Raw genomic sequence first — 16,041 nt, 5'->3', positions numbered from 1 at the left:
GTGGTACGGCTTATGCCTCTGGACCGGAAGGCATAGCCCATGAAACAGGTCCTCTGTCCTCGTGGGTCACAACGATCGAGATCGATCCTGTCGGAACCGAGGTGAGATAGATGAGTACTCGATACAGAGCGTTCCTTTGGGGCGTCATCGCTGCGCTCGCGTTTCTCGTTCTCGCACAGGGGTACAACCTATTTGCGGCCGAACATATTACGTCGTTCGTGATGGTCGGTGTCGCCGTCGTGGTCGGCTGTGTAACTGGCGTCCTCGCGTACATCACAGAAACAGCGTCGTCATCGACTGCGTGAGGACTCTCGCTTTCCATCGATCGGCGTTCCGGGATGGATTTCGAACGTTCCAGTGCCGTGACACCGAACGAGCGCCCGGTTCCCGAGCGACAGCTCTCGGAGGACGTCCGCCCGTGGGTGAGTGCCGAGCGTGTGCGACAGTCGCGTACTGAGTGGCCATATCCCGAACTGTCCCGAAAACGATAGTGGTTCCCTGAGTACGGTTCCGTCCTGAACAGTGTAGCTTTCAGCCCGGACCGACGGCTCGACCGGCAGCGAGGACGGACGATCGATCTCGATGGTGAGGAGGTGCTCCCCGTCGACGCTGACAGTGGTGTGACGATATCCTCCGGTGTCTGTGATCTCGATCTCACCGGTGACCTTCGGATACCCCCATATCTCCTCTCCGAGCGCGCGTGCTGGCTCGGTCGTCACCGGCAAGTACCAGACGTACCCTCCGATTCCACTCGGCAGCCGTCCACGGAATCCACTGTTCGAGGCGTCCCGGAACGCCGGAACGAGCACGCCGAACTCGTTGTACGGCTCGATCGTTCCACCGTCGACGCTGTGGTACTCGACGGAGAGAAACGCCACTGTCGCCGTCGTTGGACCGATGCGGATTGGCGACAGTTCCGTCGGCAACAGTGGTCGAACGCCGTCGAGCGCGGCTGGAACCACGACGCTCGTCATCGTCGCCGTCGTGGACAACGGAAGTGATACCGTCTGTCCGGTCGACAGCGTCACCTGCTCCCTGCTGGCAACATCATCCGTGGTCGGTGTGTCCATACGTCACCGCTCGGATCGTAGTCCGATAGCTGTTCCGTCGATGGATATGATCGAAACAAGTCAAATATTTCAACCGTCACATCGAACGCTCTATTTGATAATGGCCGCGATCGACACGACTGCTCTCACCAAACGATACGGTGAGACCGTCGCGCTCTCTGCTCTCGATCTCTCGATTCCCTCCGGTGTCGTGTACGGATTTCTCGGTCCGAATGGCGCGGGGAAGACAACGACGATGCGGTTGCTTACGGGGCTTACTCCACCGACGCAAGGGTCGGGCACCGTCGCTGGCGCGTCTATCACGGACCGAGACGAGCTTCGCGCCTACGTCGGCTATCTCCCTGAAGAACCGCCGTTGTACGAGGAGGCGACGGGTGAGGAACAACTAGCGTACATCGCCGGGTTGCGCGATATTCCCGAAACGTACGCGCGCGAGCGGATCCATGCGCTGCTCTCGGATTTCGATCTCGCGGCGGATGCTGACACGCGAATCGCGGAGTACTCGAAAGGCATGCGCCAGAAGGTCGCCTACATCCAAGCCATACTCCACGAGCCATCGGTCGTTTTTCTCGACGAACCCACGTCCGGATTGGACCCACGCGCTGCCCGCACGATCCGCGAGAAGATACGGGGGCTGGCCGACGACGGGACGACCGTTTTCCTCTCGACGCACATCCTTCCCGTCGTCGAAGCGGTCGCCGACAGCGTCGGTATCCTCTATGACGGTGAACTCATCGCCGAGGATGATCCCGATGCGCTCACCGACAGCGTCGGAACCGAGGACTCACAGACCCTCGAAGACGTGTTCCTCGAACTGACAGCCGACGATCCCGCCGAAGAGACGGTGGTGACCGATGGCTGAACCGGGGTGGCTGCGCCACGCGTTCCACATCGGTTGGGTCGAATTCCGCCGGTCAGCCCGTGCGATGTGGCGCGAGAAATTCCGACTCGCGTTTTTGATTCCCGGGATACTGTTTCCGACGCTCGTCTGCGTCCTGTTTTTCGTGTTGGGCCACGATACGATCCGTGGTCTCGAAGCGTATCCCGTATCTGACTCGTTTCGGGGACCGATCGCGCTCCTCTGGCTGTTTGCGGTGTTCATCATCGGACAGCGTACTGTCTCACACCGAAAGCAGATCGAGGCTGAGCCATTGCTGTTGACGACTGTCTCGGCCCGAACGGTCGCGGGCGGTCTCCTCGTCGCGGAGTGGCTGCGGGCCATCGCCTACGTCGGACTTCCGCTCTTCGTGGTGACCGGCGGCTTCGTTTTCCTGTTCGGCTCGGTCGTGAGCCTCGTTGCGGTGCCCGTGGCGATGGTGCTGTACGTGGGAACTGCCGTCACCACGGGGCACGCCTGTGGGTATGCGGTCGCATGGCTCGTTGAGAACTCCCGATTCGTCGCCCGCCACAAAACGGTGCTTGGCACGGTCGCCGTGCTGATCGGTATGGGGGGTTACTCCGTCTACATCTCGGCTACTCCGTACATCGGGATCGATCAAGCGGTGTTCGCGTGGCTCCCGACCGGCTGGTTCGTCGATCTTGCGGTTCTGGGCACGCCCATCGTCGGGTCGACACCTCACGCAGTCGGTGGCGTCCTCGGTTGTGTGGTGATCGGCTTGGTCGGCGCTGTTCTCATCGAACGCGAGACGGGTGCGCTGTGGTTCACCGAACCCGTCAGCGTCGATCCGGACGACACCGGCGCGGTAAGCCGTCCGAACGAGTCACGGGATCCCCTCGCTGGTGCCGTGTGGCCCGTCGTCGTTCCCCACGTGGTCGGTCAACCGACGCGCCGCGTTGCCGAATGGGTGCTCCTGCGAACGCGGCGCGATCCGAACCGCTTGACGTTCGTGCTCCTCCCCCTGATTGCGATCGTCGGCCCGCTGGTCGGTCCGGGCGCGCAGCTCGGTTCGATGGCGGCGATTGCCCCGCTCTGTGCAGTGGGACTCCCGTGGCTCGCCGGTTCGCTGTTCGCACTGAATCCACTGGGTGATGAGGGAGCGGTGCTCCCAGTGACACTCACGGCTGTCTCAGGAGTTCAGTACGTGCGTGGGCTGGTGCTCCCCGGACTGCTCGTTGGCCTTCCTGTCGGCGTCGTCGTGACGGCAGTTGTCGGCGTCGTTTCCCCGTACACACTCACCGAGCAGGCCGGTCTCGTCTTGCTGTGTGCGTATCTGACGTGTGTTTCGACGATGATCACGCCGACGATCGGGATGGTGCTGCCGCGTTTCAGCGCCATCAGCGTCGGTCAGAGCCAGGATGTGCTCCCGCCACGGATGGGAGCTGTCGCCGTCCACGCAGCACTGACCGTCCTCCCCGGTGGGTTGTTAGCGGCGCTCGTCGTCAATCCGTCTGCCACACGAACCGTGGTCGCTAGTCTCTTCGGCTTCGTGCCCGCATTCCTGCTCGGGATCCTCCCCGGCTCGGACGCTGGAATCTCCGCGACAGCCGTTGATCGGTTGGCCGGACTCGGGACCGAGATTCAGGCGATCGACCTCGGTCAGTTCCGGATCGGTGCTGGCGTCGTTCTCGTGGTCGGGGGCGTCGTCGCCGCCATCCTGCTGTACCGGAACGCAGTCCACCGGTTTCAGCGATACAGTCCTCGCTGACCGAACAGTACAACGCTGTTCACTTGGTCTTCGTATCGCTGGCACTCTCATCGTCGTTTTCCTTGAATCACCACTCCATCCCGCCGTTGACGCCGATAACCTGCCCGGTCATGTATCTCGATTCTGGACTTGCGAGGAAGCGAACGATACCAGTGACGTCTTCGACCTCGGCGAACCGATCGAGGGGAATCCGTTCTCGAAGATGCGTTTTGACGCGGTCGGGTACCGTTTCGAGCATGTCCGTTTTGACGAACCCCGGTGCGACACAGTTGGCCGTCGAACCGGATTCAGCCATCTCCAAGGCGAGCGTGCGCGTGAATCCGAACAGTCCGCTTTTGGTCGTGGCGTAGTTGGCCTGTCCGTGGTTGCCCTGTTGTCCGACCACCGATGAGACATTGATCAACCGCCCGTCGTCCGCCCGGCGGAGATCCTCGAACAGACAGTGAGTGCAGTTGAACACGCCAGTGAGGTTCACTGCCAATACCGACTTCCATTCTGCTGGCGTCATGTTTTCGAACGTCCGATCGATCGTGATCCCGGCGTTGTTCACTAACACGTCGACCGCTCCGAACGCATCATGGATTCGATCACACATCGACGCCACCGCGTCGTACTTCCCAACGTTCGCCCGACACGCGATCGCGTTCGCTCCTGCGTCCTCGATCGTGTCGACGACCTCGTGTGCGGCCCCTTCCGATGTCCGGTAGTTTACGACGACGTTCGCACCATTGTGTCCCAACTCCTCGGCGATTCCACGTCCGATTCCTCTCGATGCACCGGTAACGACACACGTCTTGTCCGCGAACATACATTGCGTATCAATTCAGAAATATAAAGATTGGTCTACGAATTCTATATATGATATAGCGGTGTCCCGGACGATATCCGGGACATCAGAGGTCTCACCACGGACGGATTCCTCAGTCGATCGAATCGAGCCAGCGCTCGATCCGCGAGGCGCTGACCTGTGCAGCCTCGGCAGCGGTTTCTACGTCCGCAGCTTTGAGATCGTCGATCGTTTCGATCCCGGCCTCCTGAAGGCGTGACGCGTAGGTCCCGCCGATTCCCTCGATCGATTGGACATCGTCGGTTTCGTCGGCGGCTTCGTCATCCTTCTCACTTTCCGCTTCGACGTCGATCGAGATTGCGGCGTCGTCCCGCTCTGGCGTCTCCTCCTCCGGCTTCTTTTTATCCGCCTCGACCGTGGCGTCCTCGGGTTCGGATTCTCGTTCTGATCTGTCATGAAACCACTGGCTCACGTCGGGCCAGACCGCCTCGTGGGCGCTTCCCGAGACGGACAGACCGATGTGGCCAGTTGGTGACTCGATCACGGACACGTCATCGCTGGCGATCACGTCGTTGAACGGCGTCGACGCCGACGCGGGCACGAGGTGATCGTACTCCCCGATGATCTGGAGCACCGGCATATCGATTTCTGCGAGATCGACCTTTTCGTCCCCGATGACGAGTTCGTTTTCGTACAGTTTGTTGTCCTGATAGATGTCTTCTAGAAACTGAACGTACGTCGTGCCCGGGACGTCGATCCCTTCGGATAGCCACCGTTCCATGCGAGCGAAGTTCTCCACGAAGTCCTCGTTTTCGAGGTTATCGTACAGCCGGAGATACTTGCTGACGAAGTTCGAAATGGGATCCATCAGCGCGAACCCGACATCGAGCATCTCCGCGGGAACATTCCCGTACGCCTCGGTGACGTCGCTCGGATCGTAGTACTCCTCGTCGCCCCACTGTTCGAGAACGCCACCGGTGTCGTCGAAGCAAAGCCCGGCCGCCATCAGCCCGAGCGCGTTGACCGAATCGGGATTGATCGCGGTGTACATCGTGGCCATCGTGCCGCCCATGCAGTACCCGAGCACGTTGATCGACTCCTGTCCGGAGCGTTCACGAACCGTATCGACACAGTTTGCGATGTATCGATTGACGTAATCGTCGAGCGTGAGCACCGAATCCAATCGAGATGGCTCGTTCCAGTCGATGAGGTACACGTCGTGGCCCGCCTCTAACAGACGTCGGATAACACTCCGATCGGGCTGTAGATCGAGGATGAACGGTTTGTTGATGAGCGCATACACGATGAGGATCGGAACGTCGTTTTGCTCTTCGGTCAGCGGCTCGTAATGGAGCAGCTCGAGTTTGTTTTCCGTGTACACCACTTCACTCGGCGTCTGTCCCACCTCGACTGATGCCATCTGATCGGCGCGCTCCGGAGCGACCGAAAACTTCGAAAGCGGCTCCGTCGTTGCCGTGAGAAGCTCACGCTGTGCACTGAGTGCGAGCGTAAACGGATCCATCGGCGACGAACTGATCTCCGTGTTCGTGTTCGGTGCCATCGTTTTATTCGAGCTGTTCTATGATCCGGTCGAGCTTCTGTTCGACGCTGTGCTGGCGTCGTTCGAGTTCGACCAGTCGGGTAGCTACTTCGTCGACCTCATCGCGCGTCACGAGTCCGAGCTGGGCCAGCGTTTCCTGACTGATCTCCTCGGTCTGCTGTTGGAGTTCCATCATCGTTTCGACCACGTTCCCCGTTCCGGCCGCGAACGCCGAGGTGCTCATCACCTCTTTGAACGCCTCGTTGGCGGTCCGTAGCCAGATGTCACGGAATTCGCCGGGCGGAACCTCCTCACCCTCGGCGGCGTCGGCGGTTCGGTCGAACATCTCGTCGGCGGCGTCCATCCACGCCTCGTAGGCGCGATTGTACGCTTCGAACCCCTCCGATAACATCTCCTCTTCGGGAATCGACTGCTCCATCGCATCGGCCCACGATTCGACGAACATCGCCTGTGCCTCTATGTTCTGTTCGACGGATTGGGCCATCGTTCCGTTCAGCCGGTCGATCAGCTGGTTCCAGTGCTCCAGTACGTCATCACCTGCATCGCTCGTAGCCATTGCTATTCAACTACGCAGCTCCGGATTCGTTCGATCCCTGTACCGTTTCGAACTGCTCGGCCTGCTCTTCGAAGCGCCGTTGGAACTGCTCGGCCTGCTCTTCGAAGCGCTGTTGGAACTGCTCGGCCTGCTCTTCCATCTCCGATTGCAGCTCTTCCATCTGCTCGCCAACCTGTTCGAACACGTCGGTCGTCTGGAGTTCGATGTCCTCGTGGGCATCGAGTAGAATCTCGATCTGCGACGCGAGCATCTCCAGATACTCCTCGATCACTTCGTCGTACGTTTCTGTACCGTTTTCTAGCTCTTCTTCCGCGGTTTCGAACGATTCTGCGTGAATTTCGAGCAACGCATCGTACTGTTCGTCGACGGTCCGGCGGATCTCTTCGACCGACTTCGTAAGGCCGGGCACGGTTGATTCCACGGTGTCGAGGTACGTATGAAACGACTTGCGCGACAGCTCGACGCCGCGACGCTGGGCGTCCTCCTGTGTGTCGAGGCTCTCGATGAACGCTCGATTCATGTTTCGGTGCAGGTCGATCGATCGCTCGAACAGCTGCTTGCTGTGCTCGAACGTGGTGCGTTGAAGCTTGAACGCCGTGGCTATTGGGGTTGTGTACTCACTCATTGGTCTCACCTGTGTCTCGGTTTCGTTTGATTGGGATGACGATGGTCTGAACGATGTCTCCCTCCTCGATGTCGAGCGCCTCTCGCTCGGCATCCGGAATACTGAGTCGGCCACCGCTTTGCACTCGGGTTTTGAACGTCGCAGTTTGGCTCAACGCGCCCAGCTGGGAGCCGAAATTGATCCTCGACGGATCAGACATTTCGAGCAGTTGACTGAGCAACTTCTGCTGGTTGTCCATCGCTTGCTCGCTGGCCTGCTGCATGCCTCGAGTGAACAGCGCTGGCGGCCACATGGGTCCATCGTTCTCGTCTGTCATCGCCTGATACCATCAAACACCGCCAAAACCTTAAGAACTTCGTTGAAAACCATTTGGTACCACTTGATACCATTCAATGCCATAACATATGTCAATATTGCGTGAGGATCCGATGGTTTTTAACCTCCGACCGCCAAGTACCACCGTTCATGAGTTCCGGGTCATCCCCGTCTATACTCCGTGCGTGGACGCGGTCGTCTTCTCTGTTGTTCAACAGTATGATCGAGGCGAACCGGGCCGCTGTTGCTACGCTCGGGGTTCCGACTGCCCGATCGACGTCCGATGAGGAACGGATCGCGCCCGACAGCGTTCTCGAAGAGTGGGAGGTCGAGCGGTCGTTACAAGAGGCGGGATCCCTTTCAGTCGGTGATTCCGTCCGATTTTCGAAGCCACTTTCGGCGGACGATGTCGATCGGTTCGCGGTTGCCAGCGGTGACACCAATCCGATCCACCTCGACGAAAAACAGGCCGCACAGACGCGATTCGGTGGACGTATCGTTCATGGAGCGTTGCTGTCGGGATTGATCAGCGCGGCTCTCGCTCACCTCCCCGGCGATATAATTTATTTATCACAGGAAACGGAGTTTCTACGGCCGGTTTCCGTGGGCGACCGTGCTACTGCCGCCGTGGAACTCCTCGAAGCGTTCGATGACGATCGCTACCGGCTTCGAACGCAGTTGCTCGATGCGAACGGTGAGATCGCCATCGACGGCGAGGCGACGATACTAGTCGATGATTCGAACGATTGAGGGGCTTTTCTACTTCTCGACGGCGAGTAGCACCGTTCGCTCGCGGACGAGTTCGGGGATCGTTGCGTCGGTCGCCGCCAGTTCTCGATCCGTGATGTCGAAGTACGACCGAACACGGGCCTCGTCGTAGTTGCCGAGGGTTGGTTCAGGGTCGAGTAGTTCACGAACCGCGTCCGCGGCCGCGTGTTCCTTGCCGCCGTCGACGAGCACGACGGTCGGTGTCGCTCCCGTTCCGACGCCGATTTCGAGCGCTTGATCGATCTGCCGGCGGCCCGCCGCGTACAACAGCGTTTCGACCGATCGCTGCCGGGCGACGTTCTCCTCGCGTTCGATGGCGCGGTCTGCGAGCGAGAGCGCCCGTCGGAGGTGGGTTCGGTCGACCACGTATCTGGCATCGAACGCTTGGACGGTGGTTTCGTATTCCGTCTCGATCGCGTTCAGGTGCGTGACGAACTCCTCAACCGTCTCGATGTGGGCTATCCCTTCGACCAGTTCCATCAGAAATCACCGAGCTGGGATTGGTCGGCGTCCGCCGCCTGTGCGTTCGTGGCATCGGTTGTTTCCACGTCGGAACGGCTGCGCTCGCTTGCAGTCACGTTCGTCATATCGGGATCGGTGTGCCCGACCTGTTCGAGGATGCGTTCTGCTGTTTTCTGCCTCCCCCGGAGCGCGCCGAGTACGACGCTCTTATCGGCATTTCGAAGGTCTGCCCGCGTTTCGATGCCCGCTTCGAACAGCCGCCGGGCACGCTTTCGTCCGACGTGACGCACATCGGTGAGATCGATGAGGTCCTCGCTCACCCCGTGTTCGACACGCTTTCTGGCGGTGTGGATCGCCGGTGCGATCTCCAACTCTAACTCGCCGGCGAGCCGTTCGGTCGCGCCGAGCAACCATTCGGCGGTGTCGACCTTTCCACGGATGTCACCCGGTCCGACGCCGTAGCGGTCGGTGATCTCGTCTTCATCGAATTCTCGCGCCCAATCTTCGAGCAGGCGCGCCGTTTTCAACGCCGACAGCCACTCCTCGAAGCGGGCTTGCTCGAACTCGCTCGGCATCGCCCCCAAAAACTCCGTCTCGCGTTCGTAGGCCGTCGTCGTGTACGTTTCTTCCTCGCCCGATCGGAGATACAGTTCGTACATGTCCGGCGTCCGGCAGACGAGCTGATACAGGCCGAGGGGCGTTACGTCGCTCGCCCCACGAAGTCCATCGATGATTTCGGCTGCGCTCATCGGATCGAGATACAGCCGTGATACGGTGTGTCCGAGGCTCGTCGCGTCGAGCGACTGGGTTCCGTCCTCCCGGTCGGATTCGAGGAACTCGTTCACGAGTAGGTAGTCGATGCAGTCGTCGGTTACCCGCTGTAACTCATCGCTGTCGCTCGTTTGGGTGGCGTACAGGGTTTGGTCAAGGAAGGTGAGCAACCCCTCACGGGAGTTTGCAACCCCCGAGGCGACGGTTGCGAGGATGTGCGTGCGTAACGCGGGTTCGGCGGCGAGCTTCGAGCGAACCGGCTCGGGATCGGCCCACACGTATTTTTCGAACAGTTCGTCCAGCTCGTCGTGACTGTTCGCCAACAGCAGCGCCTCGCCGTACGGATCGCGTCCGGGTCGTCCCGCGCGTCCGAACATCTGGTGAACTTCGAGCACCGATAACGGGACCATTCCACCAGCGGAGCCGTCGTACCGCCGCCAGTCCCGGACGACCACGCGCCGTGATGGGGTGTTGACGCCGGCAGCGAGCGTCGGCGTTGCCGCTACGACCTTGATGAGGCGGTCACGGAACGCGTCTTCGATGAGCGTTCGGCTTTTCCGGGACAATCCGGCGTGATGAAACGCCGCACCGCGTTCGACGGCGCGGGCCAGTTCCGCGTTCGTCTCCGTATCGCTTGCGTCCCGGATCTCTGCAGCGACCGCGGCTAGTTGGTCGCGTTCTTCCGCAGTGAGTCGTTCGTCGGTGACGCTCCCGAGGCGTTTGGCGGCTCCCGAGGCGTTCCGTCGGGAGTTGACGAACACGAGCGTCGAACCGCCTTCCGTGAGCGTGTCCCGCACGATTGCAGCCGTCGGTTTCTCTCCCGAACCGACCGGTAGCTCCGTTTGTGAGCCATCATCGAACTGCAGCGCTTGCCCGTAGTGGACGCCGGTCTGCAGGTCGATCGGTCGCCACTGAGAATCGACAAGCGCCGCATCGAGCCACTCGGCGACCTCCTCGGCGTTGCCGACGGTCGCAGAGAGCGCCACCGTCTGGACGTTCGGATTGCGTCGTCGCAGTTTCGCCAGCGTCACTTCGAGCGTCGGTCCTCGGTTCGGATCGTCGACGAGATGCACCTCATCAGCGACGACACACGACAGCTCCGAGATCCACGGCGCGCCGTTGCGAACGAGCGAATCGACCTTCTCGCTCGTGGCCACGACGATGTCCGAGGACGCCAGCCACTCACCGCTGGATTCGTAGTTCCCCGTCGAGACGCCCACCGACACGCCGTACTCTTCGTACTGCTCGAACTCTCGGTGTTTCTCGCTGGCGAGCGCGCGCAACGGAACGATGTACAGCGCTTTTCCACCTCGCTCGACGCTCGAAAGCATCGCCAGCTCCGAGATGAGCGTTTTCCCGCTCGCGGTCGGCACGCTCGCAACCACGCTCTCTCCCTCCGTCACGCCCGCTTCGACGGCGTCGGCCTGTGGCGGATACAGCTTCTCGATACCACCATCACGGAGATGCCCAGGTAGCCACGACGGCACCCCCGGCACCGATTCGACATCCATTATCCCCTGGTAGCTCTGTTTTCCGGTTTAACCCTGCGGTGCAGGCCGCCGTGTCGTTCGACAGGAACGACGGACACGATCACAGCGGACAGCTCGATCAAAAAACGAAACTGTTACGTCGGTAGTCCGCAAAGAACCTCCACGGGGCTGTGGGTTAGCCTGGTATACTTGCGGCCTTGGGTGCCGTTGACCTCGGTTCAAATCCGAGCAGCCCCATTCCGTTTTCTCGGTCCGTATGAGACAGTGGTGGTTGTGGACGATCGCCTCGTTTATCCGTCGGCCACAGGTACGATCGATATGGTGTGTCGGCAGTGTGCGTCGTCGCTCGATCGACCGGGCGATTACTGTCTGGTGTGTCACACGCCGAACGCTGACACCGTCGTGCTCGAACTCGCTCGGGAACGCGCCCGCGTGACGGCGTTGTTGGCCGAGGAGGTCGTGGCCGCTCGTGAAATCACGACGACGCCGGAGTCGGGGGAAGATGAGACGGTCGAACTGCGCAACTTCGCCGGATTGATCGCCGACGACGTGCGCCGAAAGCGCCCCGAAGAGGTGTACGCGACCGGTGATCGATCGGTGTTGACTGCTGTCAGAGCACAGCTTCACTACTCGTTGTACCGAATACGGGGCGAGGGCGCCGTCGAAGCGGTCATCGAGCGTCGTGGAAAACCAGCGCTTGAGGTGGTCACCGCACCGCTCTCCGAGAAACTCGGCGGATCCCACACGACACTCATCGGCGGTCGCTCCGGACGGGAGGCGGTCGAGACGGTTGCCGGACATCCCCACGTGAAAAAGCTCGTTCCCGGGCCGATCGACGCGAGCGGCGGGGGATCACGTTCGGGCGTGCGCGCGAAGGCAACGCGGGCCGACGATAACGGTAACGTCCGATTGCTCGTCCGAGACGGATCTAGCGTGCAAGAAAACCGGATCGTCACGACCGCCTACGACCGCGACACTGGCGAGCGGGTGCGCGAAGATCTGAACGAGGCGCTTCAGGAGGCGACTCTTAAGGAGTGAGACTGCCGAGGGTGAATCGAGTCCTCGAGAGCAAACCGAGTGAACATATTCACGCGAAGTATCACGGTCGAGTCGCGCCTCCGTTCATACGTCGTGTTCCCAGAACGAATCGAAGTCACGGACCGATGTAGTCCCTCGAATCGCACCGTTTTGGAGGCTCGCCTATGAACGCTGTCGAATCCACGGTCAGCGAGTGGTCCGGCGTCGAAATTGGACCGCATGACCGTGGTGGTACCGAATTCACGCTCGATGGCCGGGAATTCGGTCATGTTCATGGAGAACGGCTCGTCGACATCCCGTTCACAAAGCGCATTCGGGACGTTCTCATCGATGAAGAACGGGCCGAGAAACACCACGTCGTTCCGGATTCTGGATGGGTCTCCTCTCACGTCCGTTCGGAAGAAGACGTGGCTGGAGCGATCTGGCTCCTGCGGCTTTCGTATTTGTATCACCTAACTGTGCTCCGAACGCAAGGACGACGCCCAGTGTCGGACACGGTCGATATCGACGCGGAACTTTCCGAACTGGATGTGAGTGAGCCGATCCACGAGGCGTTCACCGACTGAATCGAGCCGAACTCAACGGATTTATACCTGTGATCGGATTAGAGACCGTATGGCCGACAATCAGGGACAAATCGGGAGCGCAGGCCGATTCGGCGCGCGCTATGGTCGTGTTGCTCGCCGCCGCGTCAACGAGATCGAATCCGAAATGGAAAACGCAACCGTCGACGGCGATTCAGTCACTCGGATCGAAACCGGGATCTGGGTGAACGAAGAAACCGGAGAGAAGTTCGCTGGTGGTGCCTACCGGCCCGAGACGCCCGGCGGAAAGACCGTCCAGCGATCGATCCGTGCCGCGCTCTCTGAAGACGACGAATAGCATATACGTCGCTATCTACTGGATCAACGTATGAGTTACAAGTGCTCTCGGTGTAAACGAGACGTCGAACTCGACGAATACGGGGGCGTCCGCTGTCCGTACTGCGGGCATCGCGTCCTTCTCAAAGAGCGCAGCCGCGATGTGAAAGAGATCAACGTCGAGTAGTTCCCGACACACGTGCTTCCATCGACCGTACAGCTCGCGTTCGAGTACACTGATGTGGAACGGGCGGCGCTCATCGAGCGCAGCGTCCGCCAAGAGGTCGGTGAAATCGATGGAGGTCGGAGCCGTACGACGATCGAACGGGACAACGCAACCGTCGAACTGTTCATCGAAGCCGATGACCTCGTCGCTCTCCGGGCCGGACTGAACACGTGGTGTACCCTTCTCGACGTTGCCGAACGGTGTTCGAAGCGCTGATCGGGCCGATCGAACGGAACAGAACACGTGCCTTTTTGCGTTGCGGTCCGACAGGGTACGTATGCAGGGAAATCTTCCACCAGAAGCAGAAGAGAAGATCGAGGAGCTACAGGACCTCCAAGAGACTGCCCAGCAGGTTGCCGTTCAGAAACAGCAAGCCGAAAACACGCTGAACGAGACGGAAACGGCGCTTGACCAGCTCGAAGAGATCGACGAGGATACCGACATGTATCAGGAGGTCGGTGAACTGCTCGTCGAAACGGAGTACGACGAGGCCGAGACGGAACTCGAAGAGAAAAAAGACAGCCTCGAAATCCGCGTCGAAACGCTCGAAAAACAGGAGAGCCGCGTCGAGGAGAAATTCGAGGAGCTTCAACAGGAGCTTCAACAACTGCTGAGCGGCACGGGCGTCGGCGGTCCTCAAGGACCACAGGGTCCCGGTGGTCCCGGAATGGGCGGTCCGGGCGGCGACTGATTCGTTCGTATGCCAACTGATACGGAGGTCGTGCAGACGGCCGCTGACGCAGCAGAGGGCGTAATCTACGCCGAGTACAAACAGTCACGGGTAAAAGACGTCGACGTGACCGTCTCGTTCGAAGACGGGATCCTTGATCTCGACATCTATTTGAACCCACCTGACGATCCTGACGCCGATCCTGAACGGGTTACCGACGACGCTGTGGCTGCTGCCCATGCTGCCGTCGACGAGCTGTTTGCGTCCGAGTAGCCGCGAGCAGTTCACTGGAACACCGCTCGTACGTCACGCAAAGAAGAAGATCAAGGCACTCACAGCGATCACAGCGAGAATGAACGTGCCAGCGAGCGCACTACCCATAGAGGTCATGGCGTTCGCGTGGCTGGCGAGCGTTTCGGTGCGGTCGTTGCCGAACACGGTGACCGTCGCGTGTTCGGTGTTCATCCCGGCCTCAACGGGTTCGAGATCGTCGACAGCCGCTTCGGTCAGCCGAACGATGAGATTCACGAGCGCGTCGTGGGGGATCTCCGATCCGACCTGATTCTCGGCTTTGACAGTGTTGACGACGTGTGTATCGGTGGTCATCACTTCTGCCGTATCGATCGCTGCGTCGATTGATCGGCCGTCGCCACCGTCGGCAGCGAACGCGACGCGTTGGGTCTGTCCGGTGATCGTCCCCACGATGCGATCACGAAGCCCGGGATCCATGTTGTTGCCATCGATGAGGACGTACGCCGTTCGCTGCTCGGCAACCTCGACGACGGCAACCCGGACGCCGAGCGGACCGATCCCGTCTTGCGGTCGCCACTCGGTGCGATCCCACGCGACGCCGAGCCACAGCGAATGGGTTCTAGCATCCACGAGCTTCGCTCCGGCCGTGTTCGCTGCGTCGATCAGCGAAAGCGACCGACGGCTTCCCGGCGTGACGTGACCGGGATCGAGACCTGACAGACCGTTGTTACAGTTGTGGGCGTCGACGAGCATGATCGAATCGAGGCTGTCGCGCTGGGCGTGTGCGGCCGCGGACAGACCGACTGCGTACGCAATGTCGTCTACGAACGCTGGCGAATAGCTCCCGACCAGCAACGCTCCACCGCTGAACGACTGTCCGATGATCGATGCTTCACCCGCCGTCGCCTGTACGCTCGGTGATGCATTCGAATCGTATTCGATCGATTCGTAGGCCCGGTCCGCGGCGTCGATGACCGTGTCGACCTCCCGCTCGGTGACGAGGTTGAAGTCGTGGCCAGCGGTCGCATGGGGTGGGAATCCGAGGCCGTCCGTGTTTTGAGCGACGCGTTTGGGAAGGTTTCCCCCACCGATCTCTCCCATCGGTCCGGGATGGATCATCGGCAGCACGAACCGAGCCTTTTCGGTGTGATCTCGCTTCCGTCGGAACGAAAGGACCGTAACGGGAACGATCGCCTGCTCTCCCAACTGTTCGAAGAAGTCCTCAAGTTCGCGGGTCCCTTCGGCGATGTGCCCAACGAAGCCCCGAATGAAATCGAGCACGCTCACACCGAGACTGTTCTGCCACGGACGATCGATTACGAGGAGAAACAGCCACACAGCGACAGCATACACGACGCAGATCCCGGCCAATAAGACGAAATCGCTCGGCGCGATCTCCGAAAACCCTTCGGGGGCGTGATCTGACCGGGCGAAAAACGAGCTAACGATCGGTCCACCGATTTCGAGGTACGTGAGCGTTCCGCTGTACACGAACAGCAACACCCCTCCAGCGACGGTCTGGATGCTTGCAGGGATGGCAGCAATGAGCAGCGATTTACGCGAGATCGCCATCACGACGAGCAGCCGGATCGCGAACACGCTTGCGAGCGAAGCGATGAGCGTGTCGAAGATGAACCGTTGATCGAACGTGGTGAGCGCTGATAGCGCACCCGCCGACGTCAGGATGACGACCACGACGAGTTCACAAAACAGAGCGAGCAACGATGCACGGTTGGGGGTGAGCTGCCCACCAACGCGTTGGTCCACGTACGGCGTGAGAACACTCGCAAGCACAGTCGGCACCCCTACAAAGAAGATCCCTTGCCACGCATCGCCGAGGAGATACTGGGTGTCGAACGCCGCGATTCCCATGAGCGCGGCGATAACTAGCGAGAACGCGACGCTTGCATACCAACTCGGTGCACGGAAGATAAACCGCGAGAGTTCGGCGAGATCACCCTGCGTTCTCGTCATACATGGGCCA

Annotated in this window: 20 protein-coding genes and 1 tRNA gene; 12 read left to right on the top strand and 9 right to left on the bottom strand. The window is 60.3% G+C overall.

The genetic code is table 11. The features are described 5' to 3' along the window. Positions 1 to 110 precede the first annotated feature (110 nt). Complete coding sequence (locus MW046_RS06080) at positions 111 to 305, top strand: DUF7981 family protein (RefSeq protein WP_247994665.1); 195 nt, start codon at positions 111 to 113, stop codon at positions 303 to 305. Here the strand turns inward: MW046_RS06080 and MW046_RS06075 are convergent. Next, positions 291 to 1,070, bottom strand: coding sequence for an acetoacetate decarboxylase family protein (locus MW046_RS06075; protein ID WP_247994664.1), 780 nt, complete (start codon positions 1,068 to 1,070; stop codon positions 291 to 293). The two genes, MW046_RS06080 and MW046_RS06075, sit on opposite strands and share 15 nt — an antisense overlap. A gap of 100 nt (positions 1,071 to 1,170) precedes the next feature. Here MW046_RS06075 and MW046_RS06070 point away from each other — a divergent pair, with 100 nt between their 5' ends. Continuing rightward, complete coding sequence (locus MW046_RS06070) at positions 1,171 to 1,932, top strand: ABC transporter ATP-binding protein (RefSeq protein WP_247994663.1); 762 nt, start codon at positions 1,171 to 1,173, stop codon at positions 1,930 to 1,932. Continuing rightward, positions 1,925 to 3,676 (top strand): hypothetical protein, encoded by a 1,752-nt coding sequence (locus tag MW046_RS06065; protein ID WP_247994662.1) that lies wholly within the window; start codon positions 1,925 to 1,927, stop codon positions 3,674 to 3,676. Before MW046_RS06070 ends, MW046_RS06065 begins: the two co-directional genes overlap by 8 nt. Positions 3,677 to 3,743: 67 nt before the next feature. Here the strand turns inward: MW046_RS06065 and MW046_RS06060 are convergent, their stop codons facing one another. The 5 genes from MW046_RS06060 to MW046_RS06040 form a co-directional block, all read right to left on the bottom strand. Next, entirely contained in the window at positions 3,744 to 4,484 is a 741-nt protein-coding gene (locus MW046_RS06060) for a beta-ketoacyl-ACP reductase (RefSeq protein ID WP_247994661.1), read from the bottom strand. A gap of 112 nt (positions 4,485 to 4,596) precedes the next feature. Then, positions 4,597 to 6,024, bottom strand: coding sequence for a class III poly(R)-hydroxyalkanoic acid synthase subunit PhaC (gene phaC / locus MW046_RS06055; protein ID WP_282190227.1), 1,428 nt, complete (start codon positions 6,022 to 6,024; stop codon positions 4,597 to 4,599). Positions 6,025 to 6,028: 4 nt separating this feature from the next. Further along, positions 6,029 to 6,508 (bottom strand): poly(R)-hydroxyalkanoic acid synthase subunit PhaE, encoded by a 480-nt coding sequence (locus MW046_RS06050; RefSeq protein WP_438268184.1) that lies wholly within the window; start codon positions 6,506 to 6,508, stop codon positions 6,029 to 6,031. Between the two features lie 82 nt (positions 6,509 to 6,590). After that, complete coding sequence (locus MW046_RS06045) at positions 6,591 to 7,205, bottom strand: hypothetical protein (protein ID WP_247994659.1); 615 nt, start codon at positions 7,203 to 7,205, stop codon at positions 6,591 to 6,593. After that, on the bottom strand, positions 7,198 to 7,521 hold the full coding sequence (locus MW046_RS06040; protein WP_247994658.1) for an AbrB/MazE/SpoVT family DNA-binding domain-containing protein: 324 nt from the start codon (positions 7,519 to 7,521) through the stop codon (positions 7,198 to 7,200). The genes MW046_RS06045 and MW046_RS06040 overlap by 8 nt, the downstream gene beginning before the upstream one ends. Before the next feature lie 149 nt (positions 7,522 to 7,670). On the opposite strand from MW046_RS06040, the gene MW046_RS06035 reads away from it, so the two are divergent. Next, entirely contained in the window at positions 7,671 to 8,270 is a 600-nt protein-coding gene (locus MW046_RS06035) for a MaoC family dehydratase (RefSeq protein WP_247994657.1), read from the top strand. 9 nt (positions 8,271 to 8,279) lie between these two features. Here MW046_RS06035 and cgi121 read toward each other — a convergent pair whose 3' ends face one another. Continuing rightward, positions 8,280 to 8,768 (bottom strand): KEOPS complex subunit Cgi121, encoded by a 489-nt coding sequence (cgi121, locus tag MW046_RS06030; RefSeq protein WP_247994656.1) that lies wholly within the window; start codon positions 8,766 to 8,768, stop codon positions 8,280 to 8,282. Continuing rightward, positions 8,768 to 11,032, bottom strand: a complete 2,265-nt coding sequence (locus MW046_RS06025) for an ATP-dependent DNA helicase (protein ID WP_247994655.1) — start codon at positions 11,030 to 11,032, stop codon at positions 8,768 to 8,770. The genes cgi121 and MW046_RS06025 overlap by 1 nt, the downstream gene beginning before the upstream one ends. A 143-nt stretch (positions 11,033 to 11,175) precedes the next feature. Here MW046_RS06025 and MW046_RS06020 point away from each other — a divergent pair. The 8 genes from MW046_RS06020 (at position 11,176) to MW046_RS05985 (ending at position 14,078) form a co-directional block, all read left to right on the top strand. After that, positions 11,176 to 11,248: transfer RNA gene (locus MW046_RS06020), tRNA-Pro, on the top strand. Positions 11,249 to 11,329: 81 nt separating this feature from the next. Further along, positions 11,330 to 12,049, top strand: coding sequence for a DUF2103 domain-containing protein (locus MW046_RS06015; RefSeq protein WP_247994654.1), 720 nt, complete (start codon positions 11,330 to 11,332; stop codon positions 12,047 to 12,049). Between the two features lie 164 nt (positions 12,050 to 12,213). Next, positions 12,214 to 12,615: a luciferase domain-containing protein gene (locus MW046_RS06010; RefSeq protein ID WP_247994653.1), complete on the top strand. Its 402-nt coding sequence runs from the start codon at positions 12,214 to 12,216 to the stop codon at positions 12,613 to 12,615. Between the two features lie 49 nt (positions 12,616 to 12,664). Beyond that, positions 12,665 to 12,931 carry an eL43 family ribosomal protein gene (locus MW046_RS06005; protein WP_247994652.1) on the top strand — a complete coding sequence of 89 codons (267 nt, stop codon included), beginning with the start codon at positions 12,665 to 12,667 and terminating at the stop codon, positions 12,929 to 12,931. Positions 12,932 to 12,961: 30 nt separating this feature from the next. Then, positions 12,962 to 13,096: a DNA-directed RNA polymerase subunit P gene (locus MW046_RS06000; protein WP_124954603.1), complete on the top strand. Its 135-nt coding sequence runs from the start codon at positions 12,962 to 12,964 to the stop codon at positions 13,094 to 13,096. 12 nt (positions 13,097 to 13,108) lie between these two features. Next, complete coding sequence (locus MW046_RS05995; RefSeq protein ID WP_247994651.1) at positions 13,109 to 13,351, top strand: KEOPS complex subunit Pcc1; 243 nt, start codon at positions 13,109 to 13,111, stop codon at positions 13,349 to 13,351. A 61-nt stretch (positions 13,352 to 13,412) separates the two neighbouring features. Then, positions 13,413 to 13,826 carry a prefoldin subunit beta gene (locus MW046_RS05990; RefSeq protein ID WP_247994650.1) on the top strand — a complete coding sequence of 138 codons (414 nt, stop codon included), beginning with the start codon at positions 13,413 to 13,415 and terminating at the stop codon, positions 13,824 to 13,826. Between the two features lie 9 nt (positions 13,827 to 13,835). Then, the gene (locus tag MW046_RS05985; protein WP_247994649.1) at positions 13,836 to 14,078 is read left to right on the top strand and encodes a DUF3194 domain-containing protein; all 243 of its coding nucleotides are present in this window, start codon (positions 13,836 to 13,838) and stop codon (positions 14,076 to 14,078) included. Between the two features lie 33 nt (positions 14,079 to 14,111). Here the strand turns inward: MW046_RS05985 and MW046_RS05980 are convergent, their stop codons facing one another. Continuing rightward, positions 14,112 to 16,031: a DUF2070 family protein gene (locus MW046_RS05980; protein WP_247994648.1), complete on the bottom strand. Its 1,920-nt coding sequence runs from the start codon at positions 16,029 to 16,031 to the stop codon at positions 14,112 to 14,114. Positions 16,032 to 16,041 lie beyond the last annotated feature (10 nt).

Source organism: Halocatena salina (genome assembly GCF_023115355.1).
GTDB classification, from domain to species: Archaea; Halobacteriota; Halobacteria; order Halobacteriales; family Haloarculaceae; genus Halocatena; species Halocatena salina.
The sequence above is the reverse complement of the archived record's forward strand: the minus strand, read 5'-3'. Positions and strand labels throughout refer to the sequence as shown.

What these genes read in the sequence shown, in the direction of transcription:
- MW046_RS06025 (WP_247994655.1), bottom strand. Translation starts at nt 11,032, where the DNA reads ATGGATGTCGAATCGGTGCCGGGGGTGCCGTCGTGGCTACCTGGGCAT.
- MW046_RS05990 (WP_247994650.1), top strand. Translation starts at nt 13,413, where the DNA reads ATGCAGGGAAATCTTCCACCAGAAGCAGAAGAGAAGATCGAGGAGCTA.
- MW046_RS06075 (WP_247994664.1), bottom strand. Translation starts at nt 1,070, where the DNA reads ATGGACACACCGACCACGGATGATGTTGCCAGCAGGGAGCAGGTGACG.
- MW046_RS06015 (WP_247994654.1), top strand. Translation starts at nt 11,330, where the DNA reads ATGGTGTGTCGGCAGTGTGCGTCGTCGCTCGATCGACCGGGCGATTAC.
- cgi121 (WP_247994656.1), bottom strand. Translation starts at nt 8,768, where the DNA reads ATGGAACTGGTCGAAGGGATAGCCCACATCGAGACGGTTGAGGAGTTC.
- MW046_RS06045 (WP_247994659.1), bottom strand. Translation starts at nt 7,205, where the DNA reads ATGAGTGAGTACACAACCCCAATAGCCACGGCGTTCAAGCTTCAACGC.
- MW046_RS06070 (WP_247994663.1), top strand. Translation starts at nt 1,171, where the DNA reads ATGGCCGCGATCGACACGACTGCTCTCACCAAACGATACGGTGAGACC.
- MW046_RS06035 (WP_247994657.1), top strand. Translation starts at nt 7,671, where the DNA reads ATGAGTTCCGGGTCATCCCCGTCTATACTCCGTGCGTGGACGCGGTCG.
- MW046_RS05985 (WP_247994649.1), top strand. Translation starts at nt 13,836, where the DNA reads ATGCCAACTGATACGGAGGTCGTGCAGACGGCCGCTGACGCAGCAGAG.
- MW046_RS06065 (WP_247994662.1), top strand. Translation starts at nt 1,925, where the DNA reads ATGGCTGAACCGGGGTGGCTGCGCCACGCGTTCCACATCGGTTGGGTC.
- MW046_RS06080 (WP_247994665.1), top strand. Translation starts at nt 111, where the DNA reads ATGAGTACTCGATACAGAGCGTTCCTTTGGGGCGTCATCGCTGCGCTC.
- MW046_RS05980 (WP_247994648.1), bottom strand. Translation starts at nt 16,031, where the DNA reads ATGACGAGAACGCAGGGTGATCTCGCCGAACTCTCGCGGTTTATCTTC.
- MW046_RS06050 (WP_438268184.1), bottom strand. Translation starts at nt 6,508, where the DNA reads ATGGCCCAATCCGTCGAACAGAACATAGAGGCACAGGCGATGTTCGTC.
- MW046_RS06060 (WP_247994661.1), bottom strand. Translation starts at nt 4,484, where the DNA reads ATGTTCGCGGACAAGACGTGTGTCGTTACCGGTGCATCGAGAGGAATC.
- MW046_RS06040 (WP_247994658.1), bottom strand. Translation starts at nt 7,521, where the DNA reads ATGACAGACGAGAACGATGGACCCATGTGGCCGCCAGCGCTGTTCACT.
- MW046_RS06000 (WP_124954603.1), top strand. Translation starts at nt 12,962, where the DNA reads ATGAGTTACAAGTGCTCTCGGTGTAAACGAGACGTCGAACTCGACGAA.
- MW046_RS06005 (WP_247994652.1), top strand. Translation starts at nt 12,665, where the DNA reads ATGGCCGACAATCAGGGACAAATCGGGAGCGCAGGCCGATTCGGCGCG.
- phaC (WP_282190227.1), bottom strand. Translation starts at nt 6,024, where the DNA reads ATGGCACCGAACACGAACACGGAGATCAGTTCGTCGCCGATGGATCCG.
- MW046_RS06010 (WP_247994653.1), top strand. Translation starts at nt 12,214, where the DNA reads ATGAACGCTGTCGAATCCACGGTCAGCGAGTGGTCCGGCGTCGAAATT.